Raw genomic sequence first — 17,595 nt, forward strand, 5'->3', positions numbered from 1 at the left:
TGATGTGGCCAATGGCAGCCGTAAGAGGCCCGACAGCAGGCCCTTGCGGGGGACCGCGGAAGGCATGAACAAGGCTGCGGGCGGGAGCGGCCCGGATGCTGCAGCGGTGCCCCCAAAGCGTGGCGCTGTTCGGCCGGGTCAGCGAAGAATGCCAGGCAAATCCAGCCCTTTTTCCTTCGCGCAATCGGTTGCAATGGCGTAACCGGCATCGGCGTGGCGCATCACCCCGGTGGCCGGGTCGTTCCAGAGCACGCGTTCGATGCGCTTGTCGGCGGCCTCGCTGCCGTCGCAGACGATGACCATGCCGGCGTGCTGCGAAAAGCCCATGCCGACGCCGCCGCCGTGATGCAGCGACACCCAGGTGGCGCCGCTGGCGGTGTTGAGCAGGGCATTGAGCAGCGGCCAGTCGGAGACCGCGTCCGAGCCGTCGGCCATCGCTTCGGTTTCGCGATTGGGCGAGGCCACGCTGCCCGAATCCAGATGGTCGCGGCCGATCACCACCGGCGCCTTCAGCTCGCCGCTGCGCACCATCGCGTTGAAGGCCAGGCCCAGCCGGTGGCGATCGCCCAGGCCCACCCAGCAGATGCGCGCGGGCAGGCCCTGGAAGGCGATCTTTTCGGCGGCCATGTCGAGCCAGCGATGCAGGTGCGCATCGTCGGGGATGAGCTCCTTGACCTTGGCGTCGGTCTTGGCGATGTCGTCCGGGTCGCCGCTGAGCGCAACCCAGCGGAACGGGCCAATGCCGCGACAGAACAGCGGGCGGATGTAGGCGGGCACGAAGCCGGGGAAATCGAATGCATTGTCGATGCCGGCTTCCAGCGCCATCTGGCGCAGGTTGTTGCCGTAATCCACGGTAGGCACGCCCAGTGCGTGGAAGGTGAGCATGGCGCGGATGTGGTTGGCCATCGACTCGCGCGCAGCGGCTTCCACTTCCTTGGGCGCGCTCACGCGTTTTGCGTCCCACTCTTCCACGCTCCAGCCCTGCGGCAGGTAGCCGTTGACCGGGTCGTGTGCAGAAGTCTGGTCGGTCAACAGATCCGGCTTGATCCCGCGCAGCAGCAGTTCGTCCAGCACGTCGGCGACATTGCCGAGCAGGCCGACCGACAGCGGTTTTTTCGCGGTGCACGACTCCTCGATCAGGCGCAGCGCCTCGTCCAGAGAGTCGGTCCACGTATCCAGATACCCGGTACGCAGGCGCATGTCGATGCTGGAGCGGCGGCACTCCACCGCCAGGCACGAGGCGCCGGCCATCACCGCCGCCAGCGGCTGCGCGCCGCCCATGCCGCCGAGACCGCCGGTAAACAGCCACTTGCCGGCCAGATTGCCGGCGTAGTGCTGGCGGCCCATTTCCACGAAGGTTTCGTAGGTGCCCTGCACGATGCCTTGCGCGCCGATGTAGATCCAGCTGCCGGCGGTCATCTGGCCGTACATGGCCAGGCCCTTTTGATCGAGTTCGTTGAAGTGGTCCCAGTTGGCCCAGCGCGGCACCAGGTTGGAGTTGGCGATCAGCACGCGCGGCGCATCGGCATGGGTGCGGAACACGCCCACCGGTTTGCCGGACTGCACCAGCAAGGTTTGGTCCTCGTCCAGCCGCGTGAGCGCAGCGACGATGGCATCGAAGGATTCCCAGTCGCGCGCGGCGCGGCCGATACCGCCGTAGACCACCAGTTCCTGCGGGCGCTCGGCCACGTCCGGGTCCAGGTTGTTCATCAACATGCGCAGCGGCGCTTCGGTGAGCCAGCTCTTGGCGGTGAGCGTGGTGCCGGTGGCAGCGCGGATGACGCGGGTTGCATCGTGACGGGTCATGCCGGTTTCCTTGCAATCAGCGGTTGGCCGCAGGCGGCGCGGTGTCGGAAGAGGGCGCATTGGCGAAGTGCAGGCAGGCCTGCAGCACGTGGCGCAGTACCGCGCGCAGCACCACGGCATGTACCGGCTGCCACGGCGTTGGCCAGTTTTCGGGAGTGAGGCTGTCGGGCTCGCGCATGTAGCCGCGACAGGCCAGTTCCATCTGCAAGGTGTGCACGCCATGCGCGGGCTGCGCGTAGTGGCGGGTGATCCAGCCGCCCTTGAAGCGGCCGTTGCGCACCGTGCTGGAGCCGCTGCTGCGGCACAGGCGCTCCACCGCATCGACCAGGCGCCGGTCGCAGCTGCGGTCCTCGTTGCTGCCGATATTGAATTGCGGCAATTCGCCATCGAACAGATGCGGGATGAAGGAGCGGATCGAATGTGCGTCGTAGACCACGATCTTCGCGTGCTGCGCGCGCAGGCGCGTAATTTCCCCGGCAAGCGCGGCGTGGTACGGGTCGAACCAGCGCGTGCGACGCAACGCGATCTGCGCCTGATCCGGTGCCGCACCATCGGCATACAGCGGCTGATCGTCGAAGGTGGTGAGCGGGCACAGACCGGTGGTGTTCTGGCCCGGATACAGCGAGGCCCCGCTCGGGTCGCGATTGACGTCGATGACCGAGCGCGAGATGGCAGTCCGCAGCGTGGTGGCGCCCAGCGCCTGTGCGAAGTCGTAAAGATGGTGTACCCACCAATCGGTATCGCGGCGCGCCAGCCACGGCGACACGAACTGGTCGGCCACGTCTTCCGGTAACTCGGTGCCGGTATGCGGAAAACTGACGATCAACGGCGCGTCGCCGCGGTGCAGTTCCAGCCAGTCGGGCAGGGCGTTCATCGCTGCGCTCCATGCACGCGTGCAGCGTGCGTGCGGCATGCGTTGCGCAGCTGGGCGTTGCGGATGCCTCGCGTGCGCGGCACGGCGTCATCGCAAGTGCGTATGCTTGGAGAGATCGCGAAAGACTGCAGTTGCGGCCGCGTCGAGGCAGGTATCGACGCGCTGCACAAGCGCTGCCCACTCATATGTCCTGCTCCACACCCGGCAACGGGATCGCCACTGCCTGCGCCAGCGCGCCCGAGCGCACCAATGCGCTGGCAGCCAGCATGTCCGGATGAAAGTAGCGGTCGTCCTGCAGTGTCGGCACCTGCGCGCGCAACAGGGCACGCGCCGCTTCCAGCGCAGTGCTGGAGCGCAGTGGCGCATGGAAATCGCAGCCCTGCACGGCGGCCAGCAGCTCGATGCCGATGACGTTGGCGGCGTTCTCGGCCATCGCCAGCAAGCGGCGCGCACCGTGCGCAGCCATCGACACGTGATCTTCCTGATTGGCCGAAGTCGGAATCGAGTCGACACTGGCCGGATACGCGCGCTGCTTGTTTTCCGACACCAGCGCGGCGGCGGTCACCTGCGGAATCATGAAGCCGGAGTTCAGGCCCGGGCGCGGGGTGAGAAAGGCGGGCAGGCCGGACAGTGCCGGGTCGACCAGCATCGCGGTGCGGCGTTCGCTGATCGAGCCGATTTCGCAGACCGCCATCGCCAGCATGTCCGCGGCGAAGGCGACCGGCTCGGCGTGGAAGTTGCCGCCAGACAGCGCTTCACCGGTGTCGCTGAAGACCAGTGGGTTATCGGACACGCCATTGGCTTCGATCTGCAGGGTGCGCGCGGCCTGACGCATCACATCCAGCGCCGCCCCCATCACCTGCGGCTGGCAGCGCAGGCAGTACGGGTCCTGCACGCGCACATCGCCCAGCCGATGCGATTCGCGAATGGCCGAATCGGCCATCAGGGCGCGCAATGCCGCCGCGGTGGCGATCTGCCCGGGCTGCCCGCGCAAGGCATGAATGCGCGCATCGAAGGGCGTATCCGAGCCCTTGGCCGCTTCCACCGACAACGCGCCGGTGACCAGCGCGGCCTGCAGGACGGTTTCGATCTCGAACAGACCGGCCAGGGCGCAGGCGGTGGAAAACTGGGTGCCGTTGAGCAGGGCCAACCCTTCCTTTGCGCCCAGCACGCGCGGCTGCAGCTGCGCATGTGCAAGCGCGTCGGCAGCAGGCAGTCGCTGCGCGCCGACGAAGGCTTCGCCAACGCCGATCATCACCGCGGCCAGATGCGACAGCGGTGCCAGGTCGCCGGAAGCGCCCACCGAGCCCTGGCACGGCACCACCGGGGTGATGCCGGCGCGCAGCATCGCTTCCAGCAACGCCAGCGTGCCCGGCTGCACGCCGGACGCGCCCTGGGCCAGGCTGGTGAGCTTGAGCGCCATCATCAGCCGCACCACCGGTACCGGCGTGGGCTCGCCCACACCTGCCGCGTGCGAGAGCACGATATTGCGTTGCAGGGTCTGCAGATCCTCGGGCTCGATACGCACGCTGGCCAGCTTGCCGAAGCCGGTGTTGACGCCATACACCGGCTCGCCACGCGCCACGATGGCCTCCACCGTTTGCGCGCTGCGCAGCACCGCGGCAGCGCATGCATCGTCCAACGCGACGTCGGCACCGCGATACAGCGCACGCCATTGCGCCAGCGTGACCCGGCCGGGTTGCAAGACAACAGAAACACTCATGACGACTCCGGATTCAGCACAGATGCCCGCGCCAGACGCGGGCATGAAGAGGATTGAAGCCCATGCGGTAGACCAGGTCGGCCGGCGCATCGATGTTCCAGATCGCCAGGTCGCAGTCCATGCCGGCGCGCAACTGGCCCAGGCGCTCGCTGCGGCCAAGCGCCCGCGCAGCCTCGCGGGTGAACCCGGCGATGCATTCGTCCACGGTCATGCGGAACAACGTCGCCGCCATGTTCATCGCCAGCAGCGGGCTGGTCAGCGGCGAGGTGCCCGGGTTGCAATCGGTGGCCAACGCCAGCGGCACGCCGGCCGTGCGCAGCGCGGCAATCGGTGGCAGTTGGGTATCGCGGGTGAAGTAGAACGCGCCTGGCAGCAGCACTGCCACGGTGCCGGCAGCGGCCATCGCCGCAATGCCCGCCTGGTCCAGGTACTCGATGTGATCGGCCGACAACGCGCCGTAGCGTGCGGCCAGTTCGGCGCCGTGCTGGTTGCTCAATTGTTCGGCGTGGATCTTGATGCGCAAACCATGCGCTTGCGCCGCAACGAAGACTTGTTCGGCCTGCGCCTGCGAGAACGCCAGATGCTCGCAGAACACGTCCACCGCCTCGGCAAGTCCTTGCGTGGCGATCGCCGGAATCATCTGCGTGCAGACCTGGTCGATGTAGTGCTGCGCCTGCCCGCCAGGCGGCACGGCATGCGCGCCCAGGAAGGTCGGCACCACTTCCACCTTGCGCAGCGCGGCGAGTTGGCGCGCCACGCGCAGCTGCTTGATTTCATCGTCCAGGGTGAGCCCGTAGCCGGATTTGATTTCCAGCGTGGTGACGCCTTCGCCAAGCATCGCATCCAGGCGCGGCAGGCTGGCGGCCAGCAACGCCGCATCGTCGGCGGCGCGGGTGGCGCGCACCGTCGCCACGATGCCGCCGCCGGCTGCGGCGATGTCGGCATAGCTGGCGCCGCGCAGGCGTTGCTCGAATTCATTGGCACGATTGCCGGCGTACACCAGGTGCGTGTGGCAATCGATCAGGCCGGGGCTGATCCAGCGGCGCCGGCAGTCGTGCGCACTGTCGGGCTGCAGCGCTGGGGCCTGTGCGGCCGCGCCGGCGTAGACGATATGGCCGTGCCGGCAGGCGACGATGCCATCGTCCACGATGCCCAGGCCGCCATCGGCCGCATCCAGGGTCATCAGTTGCGCGTTGTGCCACAGAACGTCGCAATGCATGGCGCAGGCTCGTGGTGTCTGATATGTATATACAATAAGTTCGGCGATCGAGGGTGTCCAGTGGCAGACCAACAGACGCAGGTGTTCTGGGCAGCCCGGGCATTGTTGCCCGACGGCTGGGCGAGCAAGGTGCGGGTCGCGGCAGAGCAGGGCCGCATCGTTTCGGTGGAGGCCAATGCGGCTGCTGCGATTACCGACACGCGCTGCGACGTGCTGTTGCCTGGCTTGGGGAATCTGCACAGCCATGCCTTCCAGCGCGGCATGGCGGGGTTGACCGAAGTCGGCGGGCGCAGCGGCGACAGCTTCTGGAGCTGGCGCGAGCTGATGTACCGCTTCGTCGACCGGCTCGACCCGGACAGCCTGCAGGCAATCGCCGAGCAGGCATATGTTGAAATGCTCGAAAGCGGCTTCACCCGGGTCGGCGAATTCCATTACCTGCATCACGCGGCCAGCGGTGCGCCGTATGCGCAGCCCGGCGAAATGTCCGAGCGCATTGCCGCCGCTGCCGCCAACACCGGCATCGGGCTCAGCCTGTTGCCGGTGTTCTATGCGCACTCGGATTTCGGTGGTGCCACCCCCAGCCCGGCGCAACGCCGTCTGATTCACGACATTGACGGCTTCGCGCGCTTGCTGGACGACTGCAGACACAGCCTGAAAGCGCTGCCGGACGCGGTACTCGGGCTGGCGCCGCACAGCCTGCGCGCGGTCACTCCGCAGCAACTGGCAGCGCTGGTGCCGCTTACCGATGGCCCCATCCACATCCATATCGCCGAGCAGCAGCGTGAAGTGGATGCCTGCCTGGCCTGGTCCAAGCAGCGCCCGGTGCAGTGGCTGCTGGCCAACGCGCCGGTGGATGCGCGCTGGTGCCTGGTACACGCCACGCACGTGGATGCACACGAACTGCAGGCAATTGTCGCCAGCGGCGCGGTCGTCGGTCTGTGCCCGATCACCGAGGCGAATCTGGGCGATGGCGTGTTCCCGATGCAGGCCTTCGCTGCTGCGGGCGGGCGTTTCGGCGTGGGCTCGGATTCGAATGTGCTGATCGATGCAGCCGAAGAACTGCGCCTGCTCGAATACGGCCAGCGCCTGACGCTGCAGGCACGCAATGTCGTGGCGCAGGGGCCGGTGTCGAGCGGACGCTGGCTCTACGATCAGGCCGGCATGGGTGCCGCGCAGGCGCTGGGCCTCGCGCAGACCGGCATCCTTGCCGGAGCAGCAGCCGATCTGATCGAACTGGACACCGCGCATCCGGCCCTGCTGGCGCGCAGCGACGACGCCTTGCTGGACAGCTGGCTGTTCGCCGCGCGTGGCACCGCGGTGCGCAACGTCTGGCGCGGCGGGCGCTGGGTGGTGCGCGAGGGGCAGCATGTCGACCGCGCCCGTATCGCCACACGGTTTGCCGCGGTGTTGCGCAGCCTGCTGGGCCAGTGACATTCCTCATCGCACGGTGGCGGGAGCGGTCAGGTGGCTGCCCAACGGCGCGCAGGAGTCGTGGTGTACGCTTTGCACCTGCCGATGACGGGCCCCGGCCGCAACCGCCAGTGGCTGCGCCTGCACCGCTCCAAGCGGATGCGCGCGCAGTGGAGCCACCGCAGACGCAGCTGCGTCGCCGGAGCAGGTGCACGCAGTGCGCTCGTCCATGCAGCGTGCATGGTGCATGCCGCAACCTGCAGCTGGCGCACGCTGCCGACCATGCGGCATGCCGATTGAATAGCCGCTCTTTTCGGAGACCCGCGCTTTGACCGCCACCACCACCATCGTGCCTGGCACCTTGCATCAGCGCATCCGCCAGGATCTGGAACAACGCATCCATAGCGGCGACTGGCCGCCCGGGCACCGCGTGCCGCCCGAGCACGAGTTGATGGCGCAGTACGGTTGCTCGCGCATGACGGTGAACAAGGTGCTCGGCTTGCTGGCCGATGCCGGCATGATCGAACGCCGCCGCCGTACTGGTTCGTTCGTGGCACGGCAGCACCCGCATCTGGAACAGGTGGCGCTCTCGATCCCGGACATCGAAGTGGAAATGACCACGCGCGGCCATGCGTACCGGTTCTCTTTGTTGTCGCGGCAGCTGCGCAACGTGCGGCAGCGCGTGCCGCAGGAACGTGTGCTGGGCAGCACCGGCAAGGTGCTGGAATTGCAGAGCGTGCACCTGGCCGACGGCCGCCCGTTTGCGCTGGAGCACCGCGTGATCGACATCAACACCGTGCCCGACGCATTGGACCAGCCGTTCACGGAGGTGGCGCCGGGCAGCTGGTTATTGCGCAACGTGCCATGGACGCGCGCCGAACACCGCATCAGCGCTGCCAGTGCCGACGCCGCGCAGGCCGAGCAGCTCCAGGCGGACGACGGCGCGGCCTGCCTGGTGATCGACCGCCACACCTGGCGCGGCGAGCTGCCGGTCACCTACGTGCGCCAGATGTTTCTAGGCGGTTCGTACGATCTGGTGGCACGGTTCGCGCCGGGACTGCGCTGAGATGATGTCGGCAGGCGACGGGCGCGGTACCGCAGCGCTCAAGTCGCCAGGGGCTCGCTGAACGGTACCGGCCGTGTTGCAGTCGCTGCACGCCGGGATGCAGGCGACTGCGTGTTCACGATCAGGTGCCCGGCTGGGCAGGCAGGCGACGCGGCACGACGACAGCAGCCAACGCCCCAGTATCAAATCGTGCTGCACTGACGCCAGCGCACCGGCTCGGCGGTGCCCGGGCGCGGGTTGAGCTGCACGCGCACCGTGCGCAGGTACGGGTAGCGTTGCAGCTCTCGGCAAATCAGCGGCCATGCCGCGCTGTCTTCCACCGTCCGATCCACTACCAGGGTTGCCTGGGTCAGCCAGATGCCACGCACCAGCCCCGGTGTCTGCGCCAACGCCTTGGAAACCTCGCGCTGATAGCCCTGGATGGTGGCTGCATCCGGTTCTGCGCCGGCTGCCGGCGCGGCCGGGGCCACTGCAGTAGGTGACGGGCCCGGCTGGGCGGTACTGGCGGAGGGCGTGGGCGGTGCGACCACGCGGGCCGGTGCGGGAATCGGTGCAGACGCCGCAGCGGGCGGTGTGGCCGGCGTCGGAGCCGGCGGGCGCAGCGCCAGCACCGCCATGACGGCCAGCGTCGCCAGCGCGGCGCCGGCGATGATGCTATGGCGGATCGCGCGGCGGCGCGCCGCACCAACCACGCCGGCTTCCACATCGCCAGGCAGATAGGGTTTGAGCAGCGGCCACAGACGCACACCGTCCAGCACTTCGATCGATTGTTTCTCCGCGGCGGCGATACCTTCGCGCTCCATGCGGCCTTCGGTCACCATCACGCCGCCGTTTGCACCAGCCAGCCGTGCCATCGCGCCCAGCTCGTTCACCGCCGCCACGCCGATGCGATAACCGCGCCCGTGCTTGCAGGCCACCAACCGAGTGCCATGCTCGGTCTGCATCATGAAGTCGGCGGTGGGCAGGCCATCCTGCGGCAGCTGGGTGGGCTGCCATCCGCGTTGATCCTGCAGGACGCGCAGCACCACGGCTGAAAAATCGCGCCAGTGCATGATGGCCAGCGCACGGACGCCTTCATGCACTTCATTGGCGCGTCGTCGTACCAGCCACAGGTAGGCAGACACCGCCAGCCAGAGCAGCAGTGCGGCCAAGGGCGCCAGAATCCAGGAAGGCATGAGCATCAAGCAATGGCGCGTATAACGAATCGTGCGTGTAGAAGAATCCTTCGCGAAAGATTCGTCAATGGATCGTGCGCGGTGATATCGCGAGCCGTGATCCAGATAGCGAAAGACCCGCCAGTCCGAAGCCGTGAGGGGAGGGGAGCAAACGGACTTCGTAACGCAGGACTGGCGGGTCGTTCCCGATTGTCCAAAAAATCATGTTGCTTTGCAACATCGGGCCGGAAGAGCTGCGTTTTGGCGCTAAGCCACTGATTCAAAAAGGCTGCGCAGAGCCAAATCGCACGTCAGCGACGCTGCATCCTCACGCCGGTCCATCGCCAACGCGCGGCTGCGGATTAGCCAATACACCACCCACGGTAAGTTGCACGCATCGGCGCGGGTAGCACCAGCCGATGAAACCGCTCGAGGTGGCTGGGGCGCCGCGCTTGGCCGGCGTGCAGAAAACGTGGTGCGCAGCTGCACCTCGGCGATGACTCCCTTCACCATCTCGGGCAACAGCCGCGCCGTCTCATGACAGCGCGGCTGCTTTCACTGTTGCGCTCATTCCGGGTCGAACGCACCGGGGTTGCTGGACGACGATGCCGCCCCGGCACCCGCGCCGCCGGCAGCGGTCGTCTCGCTGGCCGCCTGCGCCGCCTGGTTGGCGGTACGGTTGGCACGCTTGGTGGCCGCGGTATTTGCGCGGACCTGGGCCTTCAGCGATTCGACCTCGCGCCGCAGGTTTTCCAATTCTTCCTGCTCGGGAATGTTGAGCGTGCGCAGCACGCCCTTCACGCGTTCGTCGAAGGCCTTGCCCAGCTTGTCCCAGCCGCGCACCGCGGTATCGCGTGCCTGCTCGAACTGGGTTTCCACCTCTTCGCGCAATTCGTCGACGCTCTCGGCCGCCCTGCGCTGGCCGGTGCGCTCATAGGCGGCGCCCTCGCGCACCAGCGAATCGAACAATTTGCTGCCTTCGTTCTGCACGCGCCCGAGCGCGCCCAGGCCGGCAAGCCATACGGTCTGAGCCGATTCGCCAAGCCGGCGCGAAATCTGTTCCGCCTGCGCCTGGAAGCCCTGGGCCGCGTTACCGCGGTTACCGTTCTGATCGTATCCGGTCGTCATGCGATGCTCCTGTAGGTTGCCAACGTGACATTGCGTTCACCCTAGTGCCGACCCTGCATCGGGCAGGTGAAGCACTGCCCGATCAGGCGTGCCGAAAGCATCTACCCGCAAGCGCCCGAGCAGGTGACTTGACGCTGAAGCAGCGCAGCGCCAATCGCGCGATCAGGCCAGTTTTTCGGCCAGCAAGCGCCGGATTTCCGATTCCACCATCGGCTGCACCGCCGACAGCAAAAAGCCGAGTTCGGCGGTGACGTGCACTTGTTGCGGCAACAGCGCGATTGCTCCGTCCACGCCGGCACGTGCGATGCGCAAGGTGTCGCCTTCCCAATGCGAAGCGACGCCGTAGCGATCGGTCAGCTTGCGCGCCGCCTCGTCGATGGCCGCGCGGGCCTGGGCCGGCGTCAAGGAATGGTCGTGGCGGATATCGATGCTGGACATGGGTGCGATGGGTCATGCGAAAAGTGAGGGCGCATTGTGCGCATGCCAGGCCCCAGCTCCAAGTGCGGCCGTATGTGGCCTTGCTGTCCGTGTCGCAAACACAGGTCTGCAAGCTGCGCTGCCGCCTGCTCAGCCGACGGCAGCGCGATCCTGGCGCGCCCGCGCCAGCGATCCAGCACGGCTCCGATCACCACCGATGGCCGCGCATGGGGGCAAACCTGCTAGGCTGCGGCGGGTGCGCGACCTGCAAGTTCATTTCACCCACCGGCAGCAGCCGGATCATTCCCTCAAGCCCGGCGTCCACCGGATCGTCCGTCATGCCTCCGGCAGCGTGCGGGTGGTCGGCGATGCGCAGGGCGCGTTGCTGTTGGCGCAGTTCTGCCTGGACCAACGCGGCCTGTGGCTGCAGGTAGCCAGCGGCATTCGCGGTATCCACGTCAATGGGCGCCCGGTGCGTCGCATGGCGCTGCTACGGGCGGGCGATGCGATCTATGCCGATGGCGTGGAAATGCTGCTGCGCAGTGCCCCGTCCAGTGCGCCGGCCAACGATATCCACGACGACACGGCCAACCTCGGCGAGGTCTGCCTGTTGTTGCGCGGCATCGGCGGGCGCCATCATGGTCGCAGTTTCACCCTGGATCGCGCGCGTCTGGTCGGCAGCGATGCTGCCGCCGATATCGTCATCGACGACCCGGCATTTGCGGCGCAGCACGCCCGTCTGGAACGACACGGCGACCGTGTGCTGATCCGCGATCTGGGTTCGGAAGAGGGGAGCTGGATCAATGGCGTCCAGGTGCGCGACGGCTGGCTGCAGGCTGGCGACCAGGTCGTCTTCGATGCGCGCCACCGTTTCGTGGTGGAGGTGCCGCGGACGCACCACGGCACCACCTGGGATCTGCCCGATACCGAACCCCCGCCGCCGCCGCGTGCGGTTGCAGAGCCGACGCGCGCACCGGTGAAGGTGGCCCGCTGGCCCTGGTTGCTGCTCAGCGCGGTGTTGCTGGCGGCGGCGTTGAGCGCCTTGCTATGGTTCGGCGCGCGCTGAGTTTTTTCCAGACGCGCCAGCTCAGCAATACCGCAAGAATGCCGGCGTACAGGGCCGGCTCGCGGATATCGGATTTCACCAGCCACCAGAAATGCAGCACCGCCAGCAGGCCGATCGGGTAGATCAGCGTGTGCAGGCGGCCCCAGTTGCGCTTGAGCCGACGCATCCACCCCTGGGTGGAGGTGATCGCCAGCGGCATCAGCAACAACCACGCCGCAAACCCCACCGTGATGTACGGGCGTTTGAGGATCTCCTCGAAAATCTGCGTCCAGAAGCCGCGCAGGTCCAGCGTGAGGTAGGCCGCCAGATGCACGCTGGCGTAGAAGAACGCGTACAGGCCCAGCATGCGGCGGAAGCGGATCACCACGGCCTGCCCGGTGAGTTGGCGCAACGGCGTGATCGCCAGGGTGATCAGCAAGAAACGCAGCGCCCACAGCCCGGTGCGGTGTTCGATCTCGGCCACCGGGTCGGCGCCCAGCGCGTCGCTGCCGCCTTGCCACACCTGCCAGAATTGCCAGCCGAGCAGGGCGATCGGCGCCAGCGCCGCGGCATGCACCAGCGTCTTGGCAGCGATCACGGAAGTGGATGTCTTGGCCATGCGATCTCGAAGAAGGAAACGATGCTAAAGCGTAGGAGCGCACCCGGGCGCGACTGGCTTTGGTGGTCATGCCCGTCGCGCCCGGGTGCGCTCCTACGCCGGGTCGATGCCAGATTGTGTGTTGCCTAGAACCACTTCTTCAGATCCATGCCTGCATACAGCGAAGCGACCTGATCGGCATATCCGTTGAAGGGCTTTGTGGCGATGCGCTCGGCAAACAGCTTGCTGGCGGTGCCGGCGATGCGGCGTTCGGTCTTCTGGCTCCAGCGCGGGTGATCCACTGCCGGATTGACGTTGGAAAAGAAGCCGTATTCGGACGGCTGCAGATCGTGCCAGGCGGTCTCGGGCATCTTTTCGACGAAACGGATTTCCACGATCGATTTGATGCTCTTGAAGCCGTACTTCCACGGCACCACCAGGCGCAACGGCGCGCCGTTCTGCTGCGGCAGCGGCTTGCCGTACAGGCCGGTGGCCAGCAGGGTCAGCGGATGCATCGCCTCGTCGATGCGCAAGCCTTCGCGGTACGGCCAGTTGATCGAGCGGTAGCGTACGCCCGGCATCTGCTGCGGGTCGGCCAGGGTGGTGAATGCCACGTACTTGGCCTTGGAGGTCGGCGCGAAGCGCTTGAGTACCTCGCCCAGCGGCACGCCCGTCCACGGGATCACCATCGACCAGCCTTCCACGCAGCGCAGCCGGTAGATGCGTTCTTCCGGCGCGATGCCCTTGAGCAGCTCATCCAGCGACAGGCTGCCGGGCTTCTCGCATTCACCGCCTACCTTCACCGTCCAAGGCGACAGCTTCAGGGTCTTGGCCGCCTTGGACGGATCGGTCTTGTCGGTCCCGAACTCGTAGAAGTTGTTGTAGCTGGTGACGTCTTCCAGCCGGGTCAGTTCCTCGGCCGTGCGAAATCCGCTGCGCGCCTGCGCCGGCGTCACCACGGTCTTGGGAGGCGGGGGCGGGTCGGCTTCGGCACATCCGGCCACGCCCAGCGCGGGGGTCAACGCAAATAACTGCAGCAGCCGGCGGCGGTCGCGGTAAACGGCCTCATCGGTGATCTCGCTGGACGGCAAGTTGAAAGCATCGCGAAACGACATGGCAGGCTCCGGCAGTGGCTGCAGCGTGAGAGTAACGAACCAAGACAAAAGTTCGCCTGGGCACCTGTCTACGTTACGTCAGGCTCAGTCAAAAGGATGCAGCTGCAACTTTTTTGTCCGCTGCCAAGCCCGATGCGCTGCGGCATACTAGAAGGCTAGCTCGACCAAGGTGTGCCATGACACGCGCGTTCAATTTCAGTGCCGGCCCTGCGACATTGCCGGAATCGGTCCTGCGGCAGGCGCAGGCAGAGATGGTCGAGTGGAACGGCGTCGGCGCCTCGATCGTGGAAATCAGCCACCGCAGCGCCGATTTCATGGCGGTGGCGGCTGCCGCCGAAGCCGATCTGCGCAGTTTGTTGTCGATTCCCGACGACTATGCGGTGCTGTTCACCGCCGGTGGCGCCACCACCATCCAGGCGCTGCTGCCGCTGAATTTTGCCGCGCCCGGCCAGGCGGCCGACTACGTGATCACCGGGCATTGGGGCAAGACCGCGATCAAGCAGGCGGCCACGTCTGTGGATGCGCGCATCGCCGCCGACGCGCAGGCCGATGGCTTTGTCGACATTCCCCCGGCGGCCAGCTGGACCTTGTCGCCGCATTCGGCCTACGTGCACATCACCGCCAACGAAACCATCCATGGCGTCGAATTTCGCGACACGCCGGACGTGGGCACGTTGCCGTTGTTTGCCGACTTCAGTTCGTCGATCGCCTCCGAGCCGCTGGATATCTCGCGCTACGGCCTGATCTACGCCGGCGCACAGAAGAATCTTGGCCCGGTGGGCATTTCGGTGGTGATCGTGCGGCGCGATCTGCTGGAGCGCGCCGGGCAACCGCGTGCGGACATCTTCAATTACGCCTCGCATGCCGCGCGCGATTCGATGCTCAACACGCCGCCGACCTGGAACTGGTACGTGCTCGGGCTGACCGTCAAGTGGATGCTGGAACAGGGCGGAGTGCAGGAGTTCGCGCGCCGCAATGCCGAGAAGGCCGCGCTGGTGTATGGCGCCATCGATGGCTCTGGCGGCTTCTATCGCAACCTGATCAAACCGGCAGTGCGTTCGCGCATGAACATCCCGTTCTTTCTGCCGGACGAGCAGCTGGATGCGCTGTTCGTCAGCGAATCCAAGGCAGCCGGGCTGCTCGCGTTGAAGGGGCACAAGGCAGTCGGTGGCATTCGGGCGTCGCTGTACAACGCGATGCCGGTGGCCGGCGCGCAAGCGCTGGCCGCGTTCATGCACGACTTCCAGCAGCGTCACGGCTGAGTCTTCATCTACCCGCGGCGTCTGCCGCGCAGGCGCATGCGCTGACAGCGCACATGCGCCGCCATTTTTTAGGAATGCCCAGCGATGGCCCCCAAGTCCGACAAGTCCACGGCCGCCACAGGCGGCAAGAAAAAGCCGACCAAGACATCGGTGCGTGCTTCAGACAGCAAACCTGCAAACACGCCGGCTGAAAAGGCCGCGATCAAGACCGCCGCGCCGGTGCTGGCCGATGTGCGTGCCAAGATCGACGAGATCGACCGCAACATCCAGGCGCTGATTGCCGAGCGCGCCAACTTCGCGCATCAGGTCGGCAAGGCCAAGGGCAAGCTTGCGGCGGCGGTGGATTACTATCGCCCCGAGCGCGAGGCGCAGGTGCTTCGCATGGTGGTGGACCGCAACGAAGGCCCGCTCAGCGACGAAGTGCTGGTGCACGTCTACCGCGAAATCATGTCGGCGTGCCTGGCCCAGCAGGAGCCGCTGAAGATCGGTTACCTCGGCCCGGAAGGCACCTTCAGCCAGCAGGCGGTACTCAAGCATTTCGGCCGCTCGGCGGTGGGGTTGCCGATGGCGACCATCGAAGAAGTGTTCCAGGAAGTGGAAGCCGGCAACGCCGATTTCGGCGTGGTGCCGGTGGAAAATTCGGGGCAGGGCACCATCCAGGTCACCCTGGACATGTTCCTGACCTCCAACCTGAAAATCTGCGGCGAAGTCGAGCTGCGCGTGCATCAGTACCTGCTTTCGCGCAACGGCCGGCTGGAAGATATCGAACGCATCTACGCGCATTCGCAATCGTTCGCGCAGACTGCAGGTTGGTTGCGCTCGCATCTGCCCAAGGTGGAAAAGATCGCGGTGTCCAGCAACGCCGAAGGCGCACGCCGCGCACGCAATGCTGAAGATGCCGCGGCCATCGGCGGCGAAAGCGCAGCCCACGTGTATGGCTTGAAGAAGGTCATCATGAAGTCGATCGAGGACGACGACGACAACACCACGCGCTTTTTGGTGATCGGGCGGCAGATCTTTCCTTCGTCCGGGCACGACCGCACGTCGGTGCTGGTGTTCATCCACGACAAGCCAGGTGCGTTGTTCGACGTGCTGAGCCCGTTCGCACGCCACGGCATCAGCATGAATCGCATCGAATCGCGGCCCTCGCATCAGGCCAAGTGGGAATACGGCTTCTTCATCGATCTGATCGGTCATGTCGAAGACGATGCGATGAAGCAGGCGCTGGCCGAACTGAAAGCGCACTCGGCACAGATCAAGGTGCTGGGTTCGTATCCGGTGGCCATTCCCTGAGCATCGAAGCTCGATACGACAATCCATGCCGGAGCGCCGCGACCTTGTATCGACGGCAGCGCCACAACCTTCTTCAAAGCGCATCGTCAGCATTGGCGATGCCGCAGCCATCGGATCACATGCATGAGCAGCAGCACGCACCACTGGATTGCCCGTCGCGGCACCGCACTGCAGGGCAGCCTGGCCATTCCTGGCGATAAATCGGTTTCGCACCGCGCGGTCATGTTCGCCGCGCTCGCCGACGGCGTTTCGCAGATCGATGGGTTTCTCGAAGGCGAAGACACGCGTTCTACCGCTGCCATTTTCGCCAAGCTGGGCGTGCGCATCGAAACGCCGTCGGCGTCGCAGCGCATCGTGCACGGTGTGGGTGTGGATGGTCTGCAGCCGCCGACCGAGGCGCTGGATTGCGGCAATGCCGGCACCGGGATGCGTCTGCTGGCCGGCCTGTTGGCGGCGCAGCGCTTCGACAGCGTGCTGGTGGGAGACGAGTCGTTATCCAAGCGGCCGATGCGGCGCGTGACCGGCCCGCTGGCGCAGATGGGCGCGCGGATCGAAACGCAGGACGATGGCACGCCGCCACTGCACGTGCACGGTGGGCAGGCACTGCACGGCATCGATTTCGTCTCGCCGGTTGCCAGCGCGCAGGTCAAGTCAGCGGTGCTGCTGGCCGGTCTCTATGCGCAGGGCGAGACCTCGGTGACCGAGCCGCATCCCACCCGCGACTACACCGAGCGCATGCTGTCGGCATTCGGCGTGGAGATCGATTTTTCGCCTGGTAAGGCCCGTCTGCGCGGTGGGCAGCGTCTGCGCGCGACCGATATCGCGGTACCTGCGGATTTTTCGTCGGCTGCGTTCTTCATCGTCGCTGCCAGCATCGTTCCCGGCTCGGAGGTGGTGCTGCGCGCGGTCGGATTGAATCCACGCCGCACCGGGCTGCTGGCCGCGTTGCGCCTGATGGGCGCGGAGATTAGCGAAGAAAACCACGCTGAACACGGCGGCGAGCCAGTCGCCGATCTGCGCGTGCGTTACGCGCCATTGCGCGGTGCGCAGATCCCAGAAGCGCTGGTGCCGGACATGATCGACGAGTTCCCGGCCTTGTTCGTGGCCGCGGCTGCCGCAAGCGGGCAGACCGTGGTGACCGGCGCCGCCGAACTGCGGGTCAAGGAGTCCGATCGCCTGGCGGCGATGGCCACCGGCCTGCGCACGCTTGGCGTGCAGGTCGACGAAACACCGGATGGCGCCACCATCCACGGGGGCAGCATCGGCAGCGGCGTGATCGAAAGTCACGGCGACCATCGCATTGCCATGGCGTTCGCCATCGCCGGCCAGCTGTCCACCGGTCAGGTGCAGGTAAACGATGTGGCGAATGTGGCGACCTCGTTCCCGGGGTTCGACACGCTGGCGCAGGGCGCCGGATTCGGGCTGGAAACCGCCGGGCGTCGGTGACGCGTTTTACGTTGCCGGATGGCCTGGATCTCGCCGGGT

Annotated in this window: 16 protein-coding genes; 7 read left to right on the plus strand and 9 right to left on the minus strand. The window is 66.4% G+C overall.

What is annotated here, in order from left to right; translation table 11 throughout:
- Positions 1-138 precede the first annotated feature (138 nt).
- The 4 genes from hutU to hutI all read right to left on the minus strand — a co-directional run bounded on the left by hutU (position 139) and on the right by hutI (position 5,622).
- Complete coding sequence (gene hutU, locus ACCQ16_RS08035) at positions 139-1,806, minus strand: urocanate hydratase (protein WP_014089866.1); 1,668 nt, start codon at positions 1,804-1,806, stop codon at positions 139-141.
- A gap of 16 nt (positions 1,807-1,822) precedes the next feature.
- On the minus strand, positions 1,823-2,680 hold the full coding sequence (gene hutG, locus ACCQ16_RS08040; protein WP_136733805.1) for an N-formylglutamate deformylase: 858 nt from the start codon (positions 2,678-2,680) through the stop codon (positions 1,823-1,825).
- Positions 2,681-2,861: 181 nt separating this feature from the next.
- The gene (gene hutH, locus ACCQ16_RS08045) at positions 2,862-4,403 is read right to left on the minus strand and encodes a histidine ammonia-lyase (RefSeq protein WP_218488411.1); all 1,542 of its coding nucleotides are present in this window, start codon (positions 4,401-4,403) and stop codon (positions 2,862-2,864) included.
- 13 nt (positions 4,404-4,416) lie between these two features.
- Positions 4,417-5,622, minus strand: coding sequence for an imidazolonepropionase (gene hutI / locus ACCQ16_RS08050; RefSeq protein WP_277572904.1), 1,206 nt, complete (start codon positions 5,620-5,622; stop codon positions 4,417-4,419).
- A 60-nt stretch (positions 5,623-5,682) separates the two neighbouring features.
- Between hutI and ACCQ16_RS08055 the strand changes: the two genes are divergently transcribed.
- The 3 genes from ACCQ16_RS08055 to hutC are packed head-to-tail and all read left to right on the plus strand — an operon-like array spanning position 5,683 to position 8,098.
- Complete coding sequence (locus ACCQ16_RS08055; protein WP_136733804.1) at positions 5,683-7,053, plus strand: formimidoylglutamate deiminase; 1,371 nt, start codon at positions 5,683-5,685, stop codon at positions 7,051-7,053.
- Positions 7,054-7,113: 60 nt separating this feature from the next.
- Entirely contained in the window at positions 7,114-7,332 is a 219-nt protein-coding gene (locus ACCQ16_RS08060) for a hypothetical protein (protein ID WP_041469564.1), read from the plus strand.
- Between the two features lie 28 nt (positions 7,333-7,360).
- Complete coding sequence (gene hutC, locus ACCQ16_RS08065) at positions 7,361-8,098, plus strand: histidine utilization transcriptional repressor HutC (RefSeq protein WP_014089871.1); 738 nt, start codon at positions 7,361-7,363, stop codon at positions 8,096-8,098.
- A gap of 182 nt (positions 8,099-8,280) precedes the next feature.
- Here hutC and ACCQ16_RS08070 read toward each other — a convergent pair whose 3' ends face one another.
- The 3 genes from ACCQ16_RS08070 to ACCQ16_RS08080 form a co-directional block, all read right to left on the minus strand.
- Positions 8,281-9,279, minus strand: coding sequence for a restriction endonuclease (locus ACCQ16_RS08070; RefSeq protein ID WP_041469566.1), 999 nt, complete (start codon positions 9,277-9,279; stop codon positions 8,281-8,283).
- Between the two features lie 540 nt (positions 9,280-9,819).
- A complete protein-coding gene (locus ACCQ16_RS08075) occupies positions 9,820-10,380 on the minus strand; it encodes a phasin family protein (protein ID WP_029819164.1) in 561 nt (186 codons plus the stop codon).
- A 162-nt stretch (positions 10,381-10,542) separates the two neighbouring features.
- Complete coding sequence (locus ACCQ16_RS08080; RefSeq protein ID WP_008576246.1) at positions 10,543-10,818, minus strand: polyhydroxyalkanoic acid system family protein; 276 nt, start codon at positions 10,816-10,818, stop codon at positions 10,543-10,545.
- Between the two features lie 235 nt (positions 10,819-11,053).
- Between ACCQ16_RS08080 and ACCQ16_RS08085 the strand changes: the two genes are divergently transcribed.
- Positions 11,054-11,863 (plus strand): FHA domain-containing protein, encoded by an 810-nt coding sequence (locus tag ACCQ16_RS08085; protein ID WP_014089873.1) that lies wholly within the window; start codon positions 11,054-11,056, stop codon positions 11,861-11,863.
- On the opposite strand, the gene msrQ is transcribed toward ACCQ16_RS08085, so the two are convergent.
- Positions 11,805-12,461 carry a protein-methionine-sulfoxide reductase heme-binding subunit MsrQ gene (gene msrQ, locus ACCQ16_RS08090; protein WP_008576242.1) on the minus strand — a complete coding sequence of 219 codons (657 nt, stop codon included), beginning with the start codon at positions 12,459-12,461 and terminating at the stop codon, positions 11,805-11,807. The two genes, ACCQ16_RS08085 and msrQ, sit on opposite strands and share 59 nt — an antisense overlap.
- A gap of 125 nt (positions 12,462-12,586) precedes the next feature.
- Positions 12,587-13,555, minus strand: a complete 969-nt coding sequence (msrP, locus tag ACCQ16_RS08095) for a protein-methionine-sulfoxide reductase catalytic subunit MsrP (protein ID WP_008576241.1) — start codon at positions 13,553-13,555, stop codon at positions 12,587-12,589.
- A 176-nt stretch (positions 13,556-13,731) separates the two neighbouring features.
- Here msrP and serC point away from each other — a divergent pair, with 176 nt between their 5' ends.
- The 3 genes from serC (at position 13,732) to aroA (ending at position 17,556) form a co-directional block, all read left to right on the plus strand.
- A complete protein-coding gene (serC, locus tag ACCQ16_RS08100) occupies positions 13,732-14,817 on the plus strand; it encodes a 3-phosphoserine/phosphohydroxythreonine transaminase (protein WP_011347046.1) in 1,086 nt (361 codons plus the stop codon).
- Positions 14,818-14,901: 84 nt separating this feature from the next.
- Entirely contained in the window at positions 14,902-16,110 is a 1,209-nt protein-coding gene (pheA, locus tag ACCQ16_RS08105) for a prephenate dehydratase (RefSeq protein ID WP_011347047.1), read from the plus strand.
- Positions 16,111-16,233: 123 nt separating this feature from the next.
- Complete coding sequence (gene aroA / locus ACCQ16_RS08110) at positions 16,234-17,556, plus strand: 3-phosphoshikimate 1-carboxyvinyltransferase (RefSeq protein WP_011347048.1); 1,323 nt, start codon at positions 16,234-16,236, stop codon at positions 17,554-17,556.
- The last annotated feature ends 39 nt before the right edge of the window (positions 17,557-17,595 follow it).

This window comes from Xanthomonas sp. NCPPB 1062 (assembly GCF_041481705.2).
Taxonomy (GTDB): Bacteria; Pseudomonadota; Gammaproteobacteria; order Xanthomonadales; family Xanthomonadaceae; genus Xanthomonas; species Xanthomonas euvesicatoria.

Excerpts from the sequence above, each read along its gene's own strand:
- aroA (WP_011347048.1), top strand. The coding sequence starts at position 16,234 with ATGAGCAGCAGCACGCACCACTGGATTGCCCGTCGCGGCACCGCACTG.
- hutI (WP_277572904.1), bottom strand. The coding sequence starts at position 5,622 with ATGCATTGCGACGTTCTGTGGCACAACGCGCAACTGATGACCCTGGAT.
- ACCQ16_RS08075 (WP_029819164.1), bottom strand. The coding sequence starts at position 10,380 with ATGACGACCGGATACGATCAGAACGGTAACCGCGGTAACGCGGCCCAG.
- hutH (WP_218488411.1), bottom strand. The coding sequence starts at position 4,403 with ATGAGTGTTTCTGTTGTCTTGCAACCCGGCCGGGTCACGCTGGCGCAA.
- msrQ (WP_008576242.1), bottom strand. The coding sequence starts at position 12,461 with ATGGCCAAGACATCCACTTCCGTGATCGCTGCCAAGACGCTGGTGCAT.
- serC (WP_011347046.1), top strand. The coding sequence starts at position 13,732 with ATGACACGCGCGTTCAATTTCAGTGCCGGCCCTGCGACATTGCCGGAA.
- msrP (WP_008576241.1), bottom strand. The coding sequence starts at position 13,555 with ATGTCGTTTCGCGATGCTTTCAACTTGCCGTCCAGCGAGATCACCGAT.
- ACCQ16_RS08070 (WP_041469566.1), bottom strand. The coding sequence starts at position 9,279 with ATGCTCATGCCTTCCTGGATTCTGGCGCCCTTGGCCGCACTGCTGCTC.
- ACCQ16_RS08080 (WP_008576246.1), bottom strand. The coding sequence starts at position 10,818 with ATGTCCAGCATCGATATCCGCCACGACCATTCCTTGACGCCGGCCCAG.
- pheA (WP_011347047.1), top strand. The coding sequence starts at position 14,902 with ATGGCCCCCAAGTCCGACAAGTCCACGGCCGCCACAGGCGGCAAGAAA.
- hutG (WP_136733805.1), bottom strand. The coding sequence starts at position 2,680 with ATGAACGCCCTGCCCGACTGGCTGGAACTGCACCGCGGCGACGCGCCG.
- hutU (WP_014089866.1), bottom strand. The coding sequence starts at position 1,806 with ATGACCCGTCACGATGCAACCCGCGTCATCCGCGCTGCCACCGGCACC.